Source organism: Jeotgalicoccus marinus DSM 19772 (assembly GCF_000425825.1).
Lineage (GTDB): Bacteria > Bacillota > Bacilli > Staphylococcales > Salinicoccaceae > Jeotgalicoccus > Jeotgalicoccus marinus.
Genome location: NZ_AUEE01000011.1, coordinates 56,215 through 72,724 on the forward strand (window position 1 = coordinate 56,215; position 16,510 = coordinate 72,724).

Consider the following 16,510-nt stretch of genomic DNA (forward strand, 5'->3'; position numbering starts at 1 on the left):
GACTTTCATTTGAAAGGCGGCTCTTCATTCATTACTCTGACAAATAATCTACGGAGTCTAGTGCTTCTAAAGTCATGGACAAGTGCTTATCTATTCTTTCACCAAAATCAGCTTTGTTTTTAGATTCTATTGTTTCAACAATCTCGATGTGTTCCTGAATAACATCTTTCATACGACCTTGTTTGGTAATTGCTTTGGATCCAATAAGTATGGTGAGGTTATGAAACACATCATACGATTTTAAGAAGATATTGTATTTGGCAATCATGAACATTGTTCGATGGAATTCTTTATCGAGTTGCATAAAGTGATAACTATTTTTTTCTTCCATCGCTCTATTTTGTTTCTCAATGATATTCTTCAATTTTTGAATGTCTGTGTCCTCGACATTATCAAACAAAGGATCTTTGATACCTTTTTCAATCGTCGCTCTTAAGAGGAAAATCTGTTTTACTTCTTCTTGAGTATGTTGTTTTAAGCGATAGCCTTTCCTTGGTCGAAATTCAATTAAATCCTCATTTATTAAATCATACATTGCCTCTCTTAAGGGTGTTCTGGATACATCGAGCTGTGTGGCAAGGCTCTGTTCATTTATATAATCATCAGAAGGAAATCCATCGTTTAGAATAATGTCTTTTAAGGTTGTGTAAATCGTATCTTTCAGTGTTTTGTGTTTGATGCCTTTAATTTTGAAATCATTCATACATATCATTCCTTCTGAGATAATCTAACCGTTCAAGAATTTAACTGGAGCCATAATGATGCTCGGTAAATAAGTGACTGCAAGTAGTACAAGAATTAAAATTCCAACTTGCGGGAATAGGTGCTTGAACATTACAGGTATCTTCTGTTTTGCAATTGAAGATACTACGAATAAGCAAACACCTAATGGTGGAGTGACCATACCAATTGTTAGGTTTACTGCAAGTATTATGCCAAAGTGTACCGGGTCAATTCCCGCTGCAACAATCATTGGTGCAAACAGTGGTGTAAAGATTGTTACGGCACTGATTGTATCTATAAATGTTCCTGCTAATAGTAGAATAATATTGATAATAAGCAATAGTAAAATTGGATTCTCAGCAGCGAATCCAAGCAGATTCATCAATTGATTTGGGATATTTTCATAATTAATATACCAGATAAAAATAGCTGCAGAACCAATTAAGAAAATTATACCTGTCGAAGTGTAAGCTGTACTTTTTAAAACAGCTACTATGTCTTTAAATGTTATTTCTCTATAGACAAATATACAGATTATGAGGGCATAAACAACAGCAATTACACCTGATTCAGTTGCTGTAAATAGTCCGGAAATAATTCCTCCTATGATAATGACTGGCATCATTAAAGCGAGGATTGCATCTTTAAAATACTTGAGAAAAACACCTACAGTGATTTTCTCTTCCTGTTTAATGACGTAATTATTTTTCTTACCAACATAAATACTATAGACCATCAAACCGAGTGCCATAAGAATTCCGGGAATAAATCCAGCAATAAATAGATCACTGATTGAAACTCCTGCAATTACTCCGTAAAGTATTAGTACAATACTAGGTGGCACTATAGGTCCAATTGTTGAGGCGCAAGCTATTAAAGAAGTTGTAAATCCTTTGTCGTAACCTTCTCTTAACATGGTTGGAATTAACATTCCTCCAATTGCGGCAGCGGCAGCTAATGCAGTACCCGTTAAGGCGGCAAAGAATATACTACTGATGATTACAACTAAAGCCAATCCCCCAGGAATTGGACCTACTATTATTTTAGAGAAGTTAACGAGACGTTCGGAAATACCCCCTTTAGCCATGATTTCACCTGCTAGTACAAACAGAGGGATAGCGACTAGCGTAAAGCTATTCGTACCGCTAAATATATTTCTTGGAACATTTGCGAGTAAAGATATATCACTTCCCATAATTCCTAGTAGTGAAATAAACGCCATTGCAAATGCGATAGGAACACGCAAGATGATGAGAACAAAAAGTAAAATGATTAGGAATATCCAAAGCATACTTTATATAGCCTCCTTACATAGAAATAGATCATAAACAGTGATGATAATGGGACAGCCATGTACAAGTACGCTCTTTGTATGGGAAGTAAACCGAGTGTTTGTCCTGAAACTAGATTTTGATTGACTAGAATACTGCCATATATGACAAGGATTGAGAGTACAAACAGAGCGACCAGACATTCTATTACTCTGAAGAGCACATCGTATTTTTTAGGTAATTTTTCAAATAAATCTACTACAAGATGTTCATTTTTACTTACAAGTACAGCGGCTCCAGAGAATACACTATAGACAAAACAAATCATCAAAAATTCTTGAGACCATGGTATGCTAATTTGAATGAAGTAACGAAATAACACTTGTAAGAAGGTTACGATTACTGTCAGTGATAAGCATAAGATCATGATGAATTCTAAGAATTTTGTGATTGAATCATCGATTTTCTCAAACATTTAATCACATCCTTATTATTTTGCATCTACGAAACTTTGTATGATATCTTTTGAAACTTTGTCAGAGATTTCATCTCGAACAGAAAGCGTCGCTTCCTCAAATGCTTTTCTATCTGGTTCGGTAATGGTAATGCCTTCTTCATCTAACATAGTAAGAATCTCATCTTCTTGATTACTCAGTTCTTCACGTTGGTAATCTCTTGCTTCTTTTATTGCCTTATCTACTGCAGTAACTTCCTCTTTAGATAAGGAAGAATAAAACTCATCACTCATCAAGATGACGGCAGGTGTGTAGGTATGTGATGTGAGAGAGATATATTGCTGAACTTCATAAAATTTCATGGAATTTACTGTAGGGAGTGGATTTTCCTGTCCATCGACTACTCCTTGATCTAGTGCAGAGTATAATTCATTAAAATCAACAGGAATAGGATTTGCACCAATTGCTGTAAAATACATTGCCCAAACTGATGCAGGTTGGATTCTAATGCTTAGATTTTCTGCATCTTCAGGTGTTACTATTTCCTTAGTGTTATTACTTAAATGTCTGAACCCAACCTCCCAATAGCCAAGACCTTTCATTCCTTTTTGATCCACATATTCCAACATCTCTTTGCCGGGGTCACCATCTAAGGCTTTGTAGACATGCTCTTTATCTTCAAAGAGAAAAGGAATTCCAAATAAATTCATTTCTGGGACAGTGTTGGCTAGGTTACTATCCGCCGCCACTGTAGTCATTTCAATTGATCCGTTTATTACTTGTTCAATGACATCTCCTTCAGACCCTAAAGCTCCGTTTGAGTGTATTTCCACGGATATATCGGTGGATTCATCAGCTTCTAAAACTTCTTTAAACTTTTCAGCTGCTACATGGTATTGGTGAGTTTCAGAGCCTGTGTGTGCTAGTTTAATCGCTTTTTCACCAGAGTCTTCATCAGCTGTATCGTTACTACAAGCAGATATAAAAATTGTTAAAAGCAAGATAAGAAAGAGTTTCTTCATAGTTCCATCCCCCCTTATTGTGGCTATAGATTTTTGTAAAGGTCCTTACGACGACTATCAAAAATCGGAATGTCCTTGCGGATTTTATCGATGTAATTTAAATCAAGTTCTGCGGAAATGACATTTTCTGTATCACTAGAAGCTTCGTTAAGTACCTCCCCAAAGGGATTGATGATAATTGAATGACCAGCAAAAGTTGTTTGATTACTTTGAGTTCCTATAATATTTGAACCCACTAAGTAACACTGACTCTCAATGGCTCTTGCTTTTAGCAGTGTAAGCCAGTGATCAGTTCTTTCTATTGGCCATTCCGCAACCACAAATATGACTTTAGCTCCAGACATGGTAAGGTCACGGAACAATTCAGGGAAGCGGAGATCATAGCAAATTGCTAGACCTGCATTCTCGCCGTTTAATTTAAATGTCTCAACAGATTCATTACCTGCCTTCAGATATTCTGGCTCATTAAGCATTGGCACTAGATGCATTTTGGAATATTCGTGAACCAGTTCACCTTGTGTATTTACGACGAAGGCAGTGTTATAAACACCATTGCCATTTTTAATATTTGGTACAGATCCTGCAACAATGTTCACCTCATATTGCTTTGCAAGTTCAGATAGAATACTAAAAGTCGGCTCCAAATTATTATCGGCATAATCATGAATGTTTGGTAAATCATAGCCTGATGTCCACATTTCTGGTAGTACAACGACATCGGTATTTGATAAGTCTTTAGAGTGGAATAGTGAAGCTACTTTATCGAGATTCTCTTGAACATTACCGTCTTTGACTGCAAATTGAAAAACTTTGATTTTCATATCAGTTACTCCTTTAATTTCTCTAATTTATACTCAACGCTAATTGTTTTGTTTAATTTTTCTGAGTGAATACTGCAACGATAACCATCACCATATATAAAACCATTTAGTAAAGGAACAGTACCTGAGTAAACAATAGAATCTTTTTTAGGAACGTCATGTTGATCTAGAAATTCTAAGATTTCATCTAATGGAATTATAGAAGCGAATGTACCTTCCTGGTATTTTTTCCATTCACCGTCAACTAGGACATCACAAAATAATTTAATGTCGTCCCATTCATCTTTAATATCATTTAAATCAATTGTTTCGTTAGCTAGAGGCTTATCGCATATTTGTTTGGATTTCTGAATTGATACGGTTTCTAAGTCACGATCTGTATGATCACTACCTACTGTAACTTTTACGTCACCATCTTCATCAAAGATTAAAACTATTTCAGCTTCGCCACTTGTTTTGTTACCAACCACTGATATTTCATCTGATTGATCGATAAGAGAAGGGCTTAATGCATAGAGTTCCGGCACACTCGCTGGCTCTGGAACGCCAATCTCTTTTAATTCTTCAATATGTTCCCACGTTTTATCTTTGTCTCTGCCTGCATAACCAATTGCAAAAAGTTTAACCATTTAAAAACATCCCCTTTAATGTATTATGTATACATTATATAAAAGTAAAATATTTTGTAAAGGCTTACATGCAGAAATTTCTGATACTTATATATGTAAAAATTATAGAAATATAAATAAAGATAAGTAGAAATTATAAAATTATACTTAAGAAATATTTAAGAATTACATAATTAATACAAAATATCTCTCATTGCAGATTAATGAAGTGTCTGATGTACCGATTATTATGGTAACGGCTAAAGGTGATGACTTAGAAAAATTAACAGGCTTTAGTCATGGAGCGATTGATTACATCGTAAAACCGTTTAACCCTAATGAGCTCGTTGCTAGGGTGAGGGCACATATTGAACGTTACGACAGGATGAAGGGTGATAATGCTAAGAAGTTCATAGTATTCGGCCAAACGATCATCGATATTGAGGGTCGAACTGTGGAGGTCGGGAATCACCCAGTTAGTCTAACTGCTAAAGAATTTGATTTACTTTTATTTTTAACGCTAAACCCTAACCGGGTGTTTACCAAGGAAGAATTGTTTGAAAAAATTTGGGGACTAGATGCTGTAGGCGACAATACGACAGTGACAGTCCATGTTAGAAAGTTACGTGAAAAGATAGAGCGTGATCCCGCTGAACCAGAATGGATTCTAACAGTATGGGGCGTGGGGTACAAATTTAAGAAAATTAATTAGTTTAGCAGTAGAGATTCGAATAACAAGGTTCGAATCTCTATTTTTATATATTTTTTATCAATTTTAGGGTAATAGTATAAACATCTGATAAAAGAGGGTGAAGTTGTGGTTAGCAGTAAGAAGGATATAAAAAAGATTCAAAAAGACTTAGAAGATATAAAAACAGATTTACATAATTATAATGAGCCTGCCTATGACCCAAAAATTATTGAGCTTTGGCAATATGTAAAAGAACGTGCTGCCAAACATCAATTAGAAAAGATGCCGATTGATAGTATTAAAGATTTTGAAAAAGGGATGCCACTTAGTCAGTTAGAAAATGCAGGCTTTAAGAATATATATGTAATTTCAAACTATACCCCAGAGCAGTTTCTCCAAATTAAAGGGGTAGGTGAGAAATCTGCATATCTTTTAAAAGAAGCGGTTGAAAAGGTAAAGCAGTCGGTGCATATTCGTGCCAAAGGGCGTATTGATCCAGATAAGCTTGAACGATTAGATTTCGACTTACTTCGTACAATTTACCTAAAAAGGAAACTAGTTGTTGATGCTGAGAAAGTAGAAAATCAGATTGAAGCATTTGAACAAGAATTTAAACAAGACTTCTCTGTGATAGAAAAACAGAAAAATATCTTTATGAAACTATTTCAAAATGCTCAGGAGAAGGAGGAAGTTAATGCTGCAATTGAAGCGGTAAATCAAAAAGGGGTAGAACAAAAATTTACTGATATAAAATCAGCTTATTCTGCAATCAAGGAATTTGAAGTGACTGATGATACGTTAAAACAAGATTTTATCGACAATAGTATTCAGTATTACACAGCGATTGAAAATATTACTGGCTATACGAATCAAAAGCAGGCAGATGATATTCCTTCAGAATTAGTTGAAGCAGTCAATAATGTGGAACTAAATGTTGATGGACTAGATCTGACACTAAGGAACTATCAGGAATTTGGTGTCAAGTATGCTTTATATAATAAGCGGATTCTACTCGGTGATGAGATGGGCCTTGGTAAAACTGTCCAAGCACTAGCTGTTATTAATCATCTAAACTTGAATAATCAGCCTTATACGATTGTTGTTTGCCCGCTTAGCGTCGTCGCCAACTGGAAACGTGAGACTGAAAAATTCACTGAGCTCAATGCTTTTATTTACCATGGCAATGGTAGAGAAAAAGTATTTCAAGAGTGGTTAGATAAGAAAGGTATTTTGATTACCACCTTCGAACATACCCGTAATTTCGATAAAAGTCTCATTAAAGAGTTGAATATGCTCGTTGTTGATGAGGCTCACTTCGTTAAGAATCCTGAGGCCAAACGTTCTAAAAGTATCTATGCCTTATCAGAACTCGCCAGCCATGTTCTCTATATGAGCGGAACACCTTTAGAAAATAAACTTGCTGAGATGAAACAATTATTAGGTGTGTTGCAGCCGGATATTGCTAATAAAATATCAAAAGAACTTCATCTTTTAGATCCACAGAAGTTTAAAATAGAGATTTCCCCAGTATACCTAAGAAGAAATCGAGCAGATGTACTAGGAGAATTACCAGACCTTGAAATCATTGAACAATGGTCTAACTTTGGTGAAAAAGAAGAAGAGATATACGATCAAGCAGTGTCTGAAGGTCAGATGATGGCGATGAGACGGGCAGCATGGAAAGGTGGGACACCTGAAGCATCACCTAAACTTGATGCCCTCGTTGATATTTGTGATTCAGCAAAAGAAAATGGACATAAGGTTCTTGTCTTCTCATTCTTTAGAGATGTCATCGAGACAGTTCAAGAACATGTGACAGAAGCAAAATTTCCTGCAATCACCGGTGATGTTCCAAATGATGAGAGGCAAAAAATTATCGATGAATTTACAAGTGCAGAAGCTGGTGCAGTCATGACCGCTCAGATTATCGCAGGTGGGGTAGGTTTAAATATACAAGCAGCCAATATTATTATTTTATGTGAACCACAGTGGAAGCCTTCTACAGAAGAACAGGCTATTGGTCGTGCTTACAGAATGGGGCAAACACGGGGTGTTGTCGTTTATCGACTGTTGACTGAAGATAGCATTGACGTTAGCATGTTGGAATTACTTGGTGAAAAATCTAAGTTATTTGATATGTATGCCAGAGACTCAGAAGTTGCAGATATTGCACAAAGACAGATGAATGCTGAAGCATTGCTGAAATCAGAAGAAGAGTCAGAAGCATCTATGACCAAACAAGTCATGGAAATGGAGAAAAAACGATTGGCAGAAAAACAGGCAGGATAAGTATAAACATGAAGAAGCGCGACAATCAAATTTGTTTGATCATCGCGCTTTGTGTATTAGTAAAATGGCCAGATTAATGGAACAACGACTACGCATATAAATGTAGTGATGTGGAGAGGATTTCTACTCAAGAGCAAAAATCGGATGTCGAATAGACAAAACGGGCGAGAAATTCTATTAGAGGGCAAAAATCTAGACTCCAATAGAAAAAACAAGCTAAAAAGTTTATTCGTCCTGAATAATTCAGCAACGAATAGACAATCCACCTTCCACCATTAGCTAGAAATTTATCTTGTAAAAACATAGAAGTATGATATAAATTGAATTATCTAACTATTATAAAAATAAAGGGGTTATTGAAGTGAAAGATAATATTTACGGTAATATTCCATGTTTTTTAGGGGCAGAGAATTTAGTGCAAAAAGGTGAATATGATACAGACGTTATTTTTTATGGTGCACCATTCGAAGGAGAGAGTACGTGGGGGGACTACACTGGTGTGGAGCTCGGTCCCAAACAAATTCGTTCGTCTTCTGCGCGTTATAGTGGTTACTTACCTGAGTTAGATCATATTGATGTGAAGGAACATTTAACTTTTGGTGATGCGGGTGATGTGCCATTTGTTGCGCATGATAATGAACAATCTTATCAGAACATTGAAGATTTTTCTGCTGAGCTATGGAAAACGGGCAAGTTTCTTGTTGGTTTTGGTGGTGAGCATGGTGTAACGTATCCAATTTTAAAAGCACTGGCAGATAGTGGGAAGACTGTTGGAATCATTCACTTGGATGCACATTATGACAACATGCCTGATTATGAAGGTGAGAAATATGCAAGAAACACACCTTTTATGAGGTTATATGAAACAGAAGGTGTGAGAAATGAATCGATTATTCACACGGGGATTCATGGGCCACGTAATAAGCCTGAGACTGGGAAGTATGCTAAGGAAAATGGTGCTGTAACTATTGGCATTAATGAAATTAAAGAATCTAATGATCTAAGAACTTTAGCTAAAGAGATTTACGAGCAAGCTTCAAAAGACGTTGATGTGGTTTACTTGTCTATTTGTAGTGATGTCCTGGACTTCGCATACAATCCTGGTGGGCCAGTTGATGGTAATGGCTTAACGTCTTACGAATTACTCACTTTAATTCATGAATTCGGTAAACTCGGTTTAGTCGGCATGGATTATGTGGAAGTCTATCCAATGATGGATCAAAACCAACAATCTGCTCACTTTGTCTCATATGCAGTACTTTACGTTTTAGCGGGTCATGTTAAGTATTTAGGCAAGATATAAACCTTAAAGGGGTTGGTGATTATTAGCAAGATTTTAGATATTGTTAAGGCACTCGGACCAGGAATGATTATTACTGCTTCATTTATTGGACCTGGAACTGTGACTGCCATGACCCGTGCGGGTGCAGGTTTCGGTTATAGTCTCTTATGGGCTGTCGTATTCTCTGTTATTGCGACGATCGTCCTTCAAGAGATGATTATCAGACTAGCACTTGTGACGCGTCGAGGATTAGGTGAAGCGATTTACGATTTGTTCAATCATAAAATAGGTAAGTTTATAACAGTATGGATTTCTATGATTGCTGTTGCAGTCGGATGTGCAGCGTACATGAGTGGTGATCTTCTAGGGACATCACTCGGTTTAGGTCACTTGCTCAACATTCCAACTAACATACTCGCACCGATTGTTGGGATTATAATATTTCTGATTGGCATCCAGGGTAGTTATAAGCTAGTTGAAAAAATTATTATAGGACTGATGGTCATCATGGGTGGTACTTTTATTACGACGATGTTCATGGTTCAACCCAATTGGGGAGAGGTATTCCAAGGCATGTTCATGCCTTCAATTCCTACTGGCTCTATTATTATGGTCATTGCTCTGATCGGAACAACAGTTGTGCCTTACAACTTCTTCCTTCATGCAACGACGGTACATGAACGTTTTAACGGTATGCAAGACTTGAAGCTTGCACGCTGGGATACGATTATTTCTATTACTATTGGTGGGATTATATCTGCTGCTATCCTCATCTCTGCAGGTGCATTAATTGTTGGTCAAGAAATTGACAGTGTCATCGCCTTAGCAGGGCCACTTGTACCAGTGTTAGGTGAAACTTGGGCACCGATATTTATCAGTGTTGGTTTGTTTGCTGCAGGATTTTCATCTGCTCTGGCTTCTCCTATGGGGGCAGCCGCAACAGTCAGTTCTTTCTTCAAGTGGGAAGGTGGCATGAAAAACACCAAGTATAAAATCGTGTTTGGAACAGTAATACTTATTGGTGTTGTCACATCTGCAATTGGTTTTGAACCGTTAGAAGTCATCCTATTAGCACAGGCTTTAAATGGTGTCATCTTACCGTTAATTGCAATACTAATTTTTGTCATTATAAATAAAAAAGGATTGATGGGACAATATAAGAATGGACCTATTTTAAATGTGATAGGCTTCCTAGTTGTCGTTGTTGTATCGTTTTTAGGTATTTACAGTGTAATTGATGCTGTAATCTCATTTCTAGCATAAAAAATACACGAACATCTTTATAACGAGATGTTCGTGTATTTCATTTTTTTAAGACTCGGTAACATTTCTATTTTTACCAGAAGCGATACCGGTAAGTACCATAACGAGTGAGACAATGAGCATTAAACTTAGTGGTAGGAACCAAGATCCTGAAATATCTTGTAAGCCACCAACTAAAACGGGTCCAAGGGCTGCTAATAAATAGCCCAAGGATTGTGCCATACCTGATAGTTCAGCCGCTTGATAGCCATCTCTTGTTCTTAGTGTGTAGAACATCATAGATAATGAAAATGCGCTACCGTTACCGACACCGAGTAAAATGACCCAAAGTAGCGATAGTTCTGAGTGACCGAGTAATAATCCTCCAATTCCGATTAGAATGATTAACCCGCTCAGAGCAGCGATGAGTACTTGATCTTTCATCTTATCGGCAACCACAGGAATAATGAATGTAAAAGGAATGCTGGCAAGTTGGAAGGCGAATACACCCCAACCGGCTAAATGTATATCATACCCATTGGCAGTAAGAATCGTTGGCAACCAAGTAATTAATGTATAGAAAATTAAGGACTGGGCACCCATGAATATGGTGATTTTCCAAGCGAGTGGAGACTTAAATAGTCCCCCTAACTGCTGGTTTTTAATATTGCCCCTTGGTTTGCTTCGATTTTTTAATTGTACGAGCCAAACTAACAGTGCCAAGATTGATAAAGACACCCAGATTAAGAGTGCACTACGCCAGTTGAAATTTCCTGAGGTCGCAATCGGTATACTCAAACCAGATCCAAGGGCGCCAAAGACATTCATTACAATTGCATATAGGCCTGTCATCAGGCCAATTTTATGCGGAAAATTCATCTTAACGATACCTGGCATTAAAACATTACCAACCGCAATGGCTAAGCCAATCATTAATGTACCAGTAAACAGAAGTCCAATACCACTTGCTGAACGAATAAACATTCCTAAAATCAGGAGGACCAAAGATAGTGCAATCGTTGTTTCCATGCCAATTCGTCTCGCAATTTTTGGTGCGAATGGAGATAGTAAAGCGAAGGCAATAAGCGGTAAGGTTGTAATGCTTCCTGCTAAAGCATTACTGATGCCAAAGTCATCCCTAATGAATGATACTAAGGCACCTGCAGATGTCAGTGGTGCACGCAAGTTTGCTGCGACCAAGATCACCCCAATTATTAGGAAAATATATAAATTTTTGTTATTATTTTGGTCCAATTCATTGTTCAAAGATTATCCACCTCATTACAATCATAATTCTTTTCGGAATATATAATCCGTCTGTTCATCATCACCCATAAAAAATGAATGTGAACCCACTTTTTTAAAACCTTTCTTTTTATAAAAGGAAATTGCCTTATTGTTAAATTCCCAAACACCTAACCAAATCGACTTCTTATCTAGTCGTTTAGCTTCTTCATGCGCTAAATTTAACAATGCTTTACCCAGCCCAAGTCCCTGATATTTATTCAGTATATATATTCTTTCGACTTCGAGTGCATCATCACCCATCGGTTCAGACTGAGCTGTTAAAATATTTAATTTCAAGAAACCAGCGCATTCATCATCATAGAATATATAGAAAAATTGAGAATGTGGATTTTTTAATTCAGCTGCAAAGTTTTCCTTTGTATATGCCTCATCAGAATAAGCCTTCATGTTTTCTGCAGAATTTTGTGCCATGAATGTCTCATGGAATGTTTGATAACTAATCGCGAGAAGATGATCTAAATCATTTAAATTGCATTTTCTAATATGTATTGTCATATAAATACTCCTATAGCCAGCTTGTTAGCCACTTATTATTCTCTTTAGTATACAGCATTCTCTCATAACCGCCCTGTTCGAGAGCTTGGTAGAATTCCATTCTATCAGGTATGACTTTATAAACTGCCAAGTCTCGTGTCTTAGCATCGAGATAGTCTCTGACATGTTTAAAATCTTCTGATCTTACTTCTACAGCTTTACCTTGCAAGCGAATTTGTCTACCTTGTTCTCGCCAGTAAAAATTCATTGCTACATGATTATTTTCTTCAAGTTGTTTGACCTTTGTTCTTCCCTTACCACTTTCAATAAAGAATCCTTCATCATCCATTGCTTTTATAACCAGGACTCTAGAATCTACAAGGTGAGTTTGATCGTAAGTAGCCAGCACCATACTTCTTGGCTCCAGCACTTCTTTTGCAACAGCGCATTTAAACCATTCTTGAAAATGAGATAAAGGTGAACTAAAAGTACGATCATCGAAACTAGGGAAAGGTCCAGACATCACTGGTGATTGGCTAAGCACTTCATTAATATTCATGGTGACACTCCTATTTATATTATGGTTGGATTTTATCATATATAGGTATATTTTAGATAAAGAGAATCATTTCTTAAGAAGGTAGTGATGATGTGGCTAAGAAAAGAATAGCTATTATTGGAACAGGCGTTGCTGGGACGTCTCTAGTAAAATTTTTTGTAAGTGATGAACGTTTTAACGAGAATTATGAAATTGATTTATATGATGGTAAAAAGACAATGGGACGTGGTTATGCTTATCAGCATGATGATGAAAACTTAATTGTGAATCTCCCAGCGGAGCTGATGTCACTCACTTCAGATCAAGGAGACTATATTAAGTGGTTGGAAAGTAATAAATATGAAGCTGAAAGTTACACAAGTAGAAGCTTATATGGAGAATACATACATTCTACTCTGATGAATTTTGTACATCGTCATCAAAATATAAATACAGTCGAAAGCTTTGTTGAAGATATATCATTTGAGAATGACGAAAATATTTATACTGTTTATACAGATGGTGCTGTCTCGAAATATGATGCAATTTTCTTAACAAATGGTGAGATGTCATATAGTGATCCTTATGAGCTAAAAGGTGAAAAGAACTTCATATATAATCCGTATCCAATTGAAGATGTTTTGAAAAATGTTAAAGGGCGAATTGGAATTATAGGAAGCGGTTTGTCTGCGATAGATTGTTTTAGATATTTATTAAAAAATGGACATTCTAAGGTGACTGTTTTGTCGAGAAGTGGAGAATTACCTTCTGTTAGAGGCACTTATTATGATCTCAGTGGGGAATACTTCTCTATTGAGCATGCGATGTCCGACAAAAATCAAGGTCTAATCCCATTAGATCGTATTGTAGATTTATTTAGAAAAGAACTTAGGGCGCACGGTATACAAGAAGAATTATTAACTAGAAAAACTGACCGGCCAGAGATTGATTTAAAGTTTGATTTAGAACATCCAGATGAAGTCGGAAAGATACAATATCTTATTTCTAGTCTAGAAGATACATTTAAAGTACTGTATAAATATTTATCAAGAAAAGACAAAACTCGGTTTATGGAAGAATATCACGAACTTATTCAAAGCAATCATTCGCCAATGCCACCGCAGGGTGCCAAACAAATACTTGAATGGATTGATAAAGGACGTCTCGAATTTTTAGATGATATGGAATCGGTAGAAGTTAATGATGAGTTTTTAGTTGGATTTGAAGATAAAAACCAAGAACCATTCGATGTACTCATCAATGCAACAGGACCGGTGTCTGATATTAGAAAAGATAACACCTTACTGATTAAAAATCTCTACAATAGGATGCTTGTTGAACCGGATGAATTTGGAGGACTATTGATCGATAAATACCATAGGGTCATCAGTCCGAGGTATGGAACGATGCACAATTTTTATACAATTGGTGCCTTAACTGTCGGTTCAGATTATTTAAATAAAGGGGTGACGATGTTAGCAACTGAGACCTACCATCTAGTAAATCATTTTCTCACACGTAATTAATAAGGAAGTTTTGGTCAAAGTGGTAGACAAGTAGATTAATTAGGCGGAGAATAGTAGAGTCAATTAAATTTTAAGGAAGTGCAATTGTTTTGTCAGAAGTATTTAAAGAAAAATTATGGACCAAAGATTTCATCAATACCTCGATCGTTAACTTTGCATTGATGATGTCTCAATATCTATTGTTGGTAACTATGACAATGTATGCAATTGATGAATACGGTGCTTCGATAGGATTAGCAGGACTTGTGTCCAGTTCGTTTATTATTGGATCTCTGATCGGTCGATTATTTGGTGGGCGTTCAATTGCTGGCGTTGGTAGTAAGCGAATGCTTGTCATTTCATCTATATTTGTCTTAGTAGCGGCGTTAACTTACTTTATACCGATGGGTATTTACCCATTGATTGGTGTACGTATTTTCCATGGTATTGCTATGGGCTTTGCGATGACAGCTACAGGTACAATTATTGCCCAAGTCATTCCACCTAGTCGAAATGGTGAAGGTATCGGCTACTTTAGTATGTCGGTCGTTCTCGCAACAGCAGTGGGTCCATTAATCGGTGTGTCACTTATCAATGTTTACGGCTTTACTAGTATTTTTGTATTTTCTTCAATTATGGCAGTCGTTGCACTCGGACTTGGTTTAACAGTTCGTGCACCGCAAATGAAGTTGTCGAAACCTGTGAGTAAAGGCATAAGTCTAGGTGATTTCTTTGAGAAGCGAGCGGCACCAATATCTATAGTGATGTTCTTCTTAGCTTTCGCTTGTTCTGGGATTTTATCCTATGTGACAGCCTATGCAGATAGCATCAATTTAGTTCAAGCTGGTAGCTTATACTTTACGGTATATGGTATTACGGTCCTCTTATCTAGACCGATTACTGGACCTCTACTTGACCGTAAAGGTGCCAACATCATTATGTACCCAGCACTAATCTCATTCGCCATCGGTTTATTCATTATTGGAACAGCATCAAACACATTAATATTCCTACTGGCAGCAATATTTATTGGTTTTGGATATGGGAATGCTCAGTCCATCACACAAGCACTCGCCATCAAGGTGACCCCACCAGAACGTGTGGGTCTAGCCAATACAACTTACTTTATTGCCTTAGACTTCGGTCTCGGTTTTGGACCATTTATTTTAGGTAGTATTGTAGCAGCCTTTGGGTACAGTGGCTTGTACTTTATTCTATCGATATTTGTTTTAGCTATTATTCCGATATACTTATTCTTACATGGGCGTAAGGACAAATATATTTCTCAGTAAAATTAAAAAAGATAAAAAATGCTACCCTGGTTTATTTTTACGTGACCAGGGTACTGTATTGGAATTATCTGTTTTAATATGAGGAGGAATACATCTATGTCATTAGCCAAAATCATTGAAGAAATCAGAGAAAAACGCGACGAGACAGGAATACTTACGATTCATTTGAATACAGACTCAAGCGCAGGTAACGGTAATAATGGTGAGTGGAAAATTCATTTAAAAAATGGCTTTAAGACCCTAAAAGAAGAAGTGAAGGACAGAAACGCTGATGATGAGTTAAAAGCTTTGAAGAAGTTACAAGAAAAGGTAGAAAAGGAAGTGACCATGCATCAAAGAGAGATGCGTAAAGGGTTTATTCTCGTTGCTTCGTCAGATGGTGAACTCTACCGTGCAAGAGTTTTACAAGTTCCAGTAACAACATCTTTCCATTGGGGTAAGACTGCAGAAACTCAGCAGATTGAAGAATTAGAACAACGCTTCCCAGAAACGGCAATAGTGTCTGTCCAACAGGCTGATGTGACCTTTATCGAAACATCACTAGGTATTATTAGAGATACCAAAAAGTTCTCATGGGACGTTGAAAGTGAAAGTTGGTTGGATTATGATGAAGTCGTCCATCAACAGACACGCGGCGGTGGAAGAGACGAGTTCCAACGACGGTTTGAAGAAAACCAACATCGCTGGTATAAGAGTCTCGCAGCAGAAATTGATAGGGATGTCAAAAAGCGTAAGCTTGAAGGTGTCTACTTAGTGGGTAGTCAAGAGAGTGTACAAGAAGTAGAAACGCATTTAAATGGCACAAAAGTCCTTGGTGTAATTACAAAAAATCTGGGATCTAAGCAAGATCATGAGATTGTTGCAGAAGTATTTGATACCTTAGTCTAAAATTTAAAAGCACTTAACTATGTGAGCCTAGTTAAGTGCTTTTTTTTATGAATTTTTACAAATTTTTAACACAAAGTGTGGGGTTCAAGGTTGTTTATCGT

16 protein-coding genes are annotated in these 16,510 nt (G+C 36.8%); 7 read left to right on the plus strand and 9 right to left on the minus strand.

Going from position 1 to position 16,510, the window contains the following annotated elements:
• Nucleotides 1-31 precede the first annotated feature (31 nt).
• The 6 genes from H624_RS11840 to H624_RS11850 are packed head-to-tail and all read right to left on the minus strand — an operon-like array spanning nucleotide 32 to nucleotide 4,921.
• Nucleotides 32-703, minus strand: coding sequence for a GntR family transcriptional regulator (locus tag H624_RS11840; protein WP_051220527.1), 672 nt, complete (start codon nucleotides 701-703; stop codon nucleotides 32-34).
• A 24-nt stretch (nucleotides 704-727) separates the two neighbouring features.
• The gene (locus tag H624_RS0107505; protein WP_026867036.1) at nucleotides 728-2,014 is read right to left on the minus strand and encodes a TRAP transporter large permease; all 1,287 of its coding nucleotides are present in this window, start codon (nucleotides 2,012-2,014) and stop codon (nucleotides 728-730) included.
• Nucleotides 1,996-2,469: a TRAP transporter small permease gene (locus H624_RS11845; protein WP_051220528.1), complete on the minus strand. Its 474-nt coding sequence runs from the start codon at nucleotides 2,467-2,469 to the stop codon at nucleotides 1,996-1,998. The genes H624_RS0107505 and H624_RS11845 overlap by 19 nt, the downstream gene beginning before the upstream one ends.
• Nucleotides 2,470-2,484: 15 nt before the next feature.
• Entirely contained in the window at nucleotides 2,485-3,471 is a 987-nt protein-coding gene (locus H624_RS0107515) for a DctP family TRAP transporter solute-binding subunit (protein WP_026867037.1), read from the minus strand.
• 23 nt (nucleotides 3,472-3,494) lie between these two features.
• Complete coding sequence (locus H624_RS0107520) at nucleotides 3,495-4,292, minus strand: carbon-nitrogen family hydrolase (RefSeq protein ID WP_026867038.1); 798 nt, start codon at nucleotides 4,290-4,292, stop codon at nucleotides 3,495-3,497.
• Nucleotides 4,293-4,297: 5 nt separating this feature from the next.
• Entirely contained in the window at nucleotides 4,298-4,921 is a 624-nt protein-coding gene (locus tag H624_RS11850) for a DUF2848 family protein (RefSeq protein WP_051220529.1), read from the minus strand.
• Between the two features lie 193 nt (nucleotides 4,922-5,114).
• Between H624_RS11850 and H624_RS11855 the strand changes: the two genes are divergently transcribed.
• From H624_RS11855 to H624_RS0107545, 4 genes are all read left to right on the plus strand, one after another.
• Nucleotides 5,115-5,612 (plus strand): response regulator transcription factor, encoded by a 498-nt coding sequence (locus H624_RS11855; protein ID WP_245570580.1) that lies wholly within the window; start codon nucleotides 5,115-5,117, stop codon nucleotides 5,610-5,612.
• Nucleotides 5,613-5,717: 105 nt separating this feature from the next.
• Nucleotides 5,718-7,880: a DEAD/DEAH box helicase gene (locus H624_RS11860; RefSeq protein WP_051220531.1), complete on the plus strand. Its 2,163-nt coding sequence runs from the start codon at nucleotides 5,718-5,720 to the stop codon at nucleotides 7,878-7,880.
• Between the two features lie 361 nt (nucleotides 7,881-8,241).
• Nucleotides 8,242-9,183 carry an agmatinase family protein gene (locus H624_RS0107540; protein WP_026867039.1) on the plus strand — a complete coding sequence of 314 codons (942 nt, stop codon included), beginning with the start codon at nucleotides 8,242-8,244 and terminating at the stop codon, nucleotides 9,181-9,183.
• Nucleotides 9,184-9,246: 63 nt separating this feature from the next.
• Complete coding sequence (locus H624_RS0107545; protein ID WP_051220535.1) at nucleotides 9,247-10,425, plus strand: Nramp family divalent metal transporter; 1,179 nt, start codon at nucleotides 9,247-9,249, stop codon at nucleotides 10,423-10,425.
• 48 nt (nucleotides 10,426-10,473) lie between these two features.
• Here the strand turns inward: H624_RS0107545 and H624_RS0107550 are convergent, their stop codons facing one another.
• The 3 genes from H624_RS0107550 to H624_RS12245 are packed head-to-tail and all read right to left on the minus strand — an operon-like array spanning nucleotide 10,474 to nucleotide 12,745.
• Complete coding sequence (locus tag H624_RS0107550) at nucleotides 10,474-11,670, minus strand: CynX/NimT family MFS transporter (RefSeq protein WP_035856440.1); 1,197 nt, start codon at nucleotides 11,668-11,670, stop codon at nucleotides 10,474-10,476.
• Between the two features lie 21 nt (nucleotides 11,671-11,691).
• Nucleotides 11,692-12,207: a GNAT family N-acetyltransferase gene (locus H624_RS0107555; protein WP_026867042.1), complete on the minus strand. Its 516-nt coding sequence runs from the start codon at nucleotides 12,205-12,207 to the stop codon at nucleotides 11,692-11,694.
• Between the two features lie 10 nt (nucleotides 12,208-12,217).
• On the minus strand, nucleotides 12,218-12,745 hold the full coding sequence (locus tag H624_RS12245) for a pyridoxamine 5'-phosphate oxidase family protein (protein ID WP_051220532.1): 528 nt from the start codon (nucleotides 12,743-12,745) through the stop codon (nucleotides 12,218-12,220).
• 92 nt (nucleotides 12,746-12,837) lie between these two features.
• On the opposite strand from H624_RS12245, the gene H624_RS11870 reads away from it, so the two are divergent.
• The 3 genes from H624_RS11870 (at nucleotide 12,838) to H624_RS0107575 (ending at nucleotide 16,409) form a co-directional block, all read left to right on the plus strand.
• Nucleotides 12,838-14,250, plus strand: coding sequence for an FAD/NAD(P)-binding protein (locus tag H624_RS11870; protein WP_051220533.1), 1,413 nt, complete (start codon nucleotides 12,838-12,840; stop codon nucleotides 14,248-14,250).
• An 89-nt stretch (nucleotides 14,251-14,339) separates the two neighbouring features.
• Nucleotides 14,340-15,521, plus strand: a complete 1,182-nt coding sequence (locus H624_RS0107570) for an MFS transporter (RefSeq protein WP_035856450.1) — start codon at nucleotides 14,340-14,342, stop codon at nucleotides 15,519-15,521.
• Nucleotides 15,522-15,617: 96 nt separating this feature from the next.
• Nucleotides 15,618-16,409 (plus strand): VLRF1 family aeRF1-type release factor, encoded by a 792-nt coding sequence (locus H624_RS0107575; RefSeq protein ID WP_026867044.1) that lies wholly within the window; start codon nucleotides 15,618-15,620, stop codon nucleotides 16,407-16,409.
• The last annotated feature ends 101 nt before the right edge of the window (nucleotides 16,410-16,510 follow it).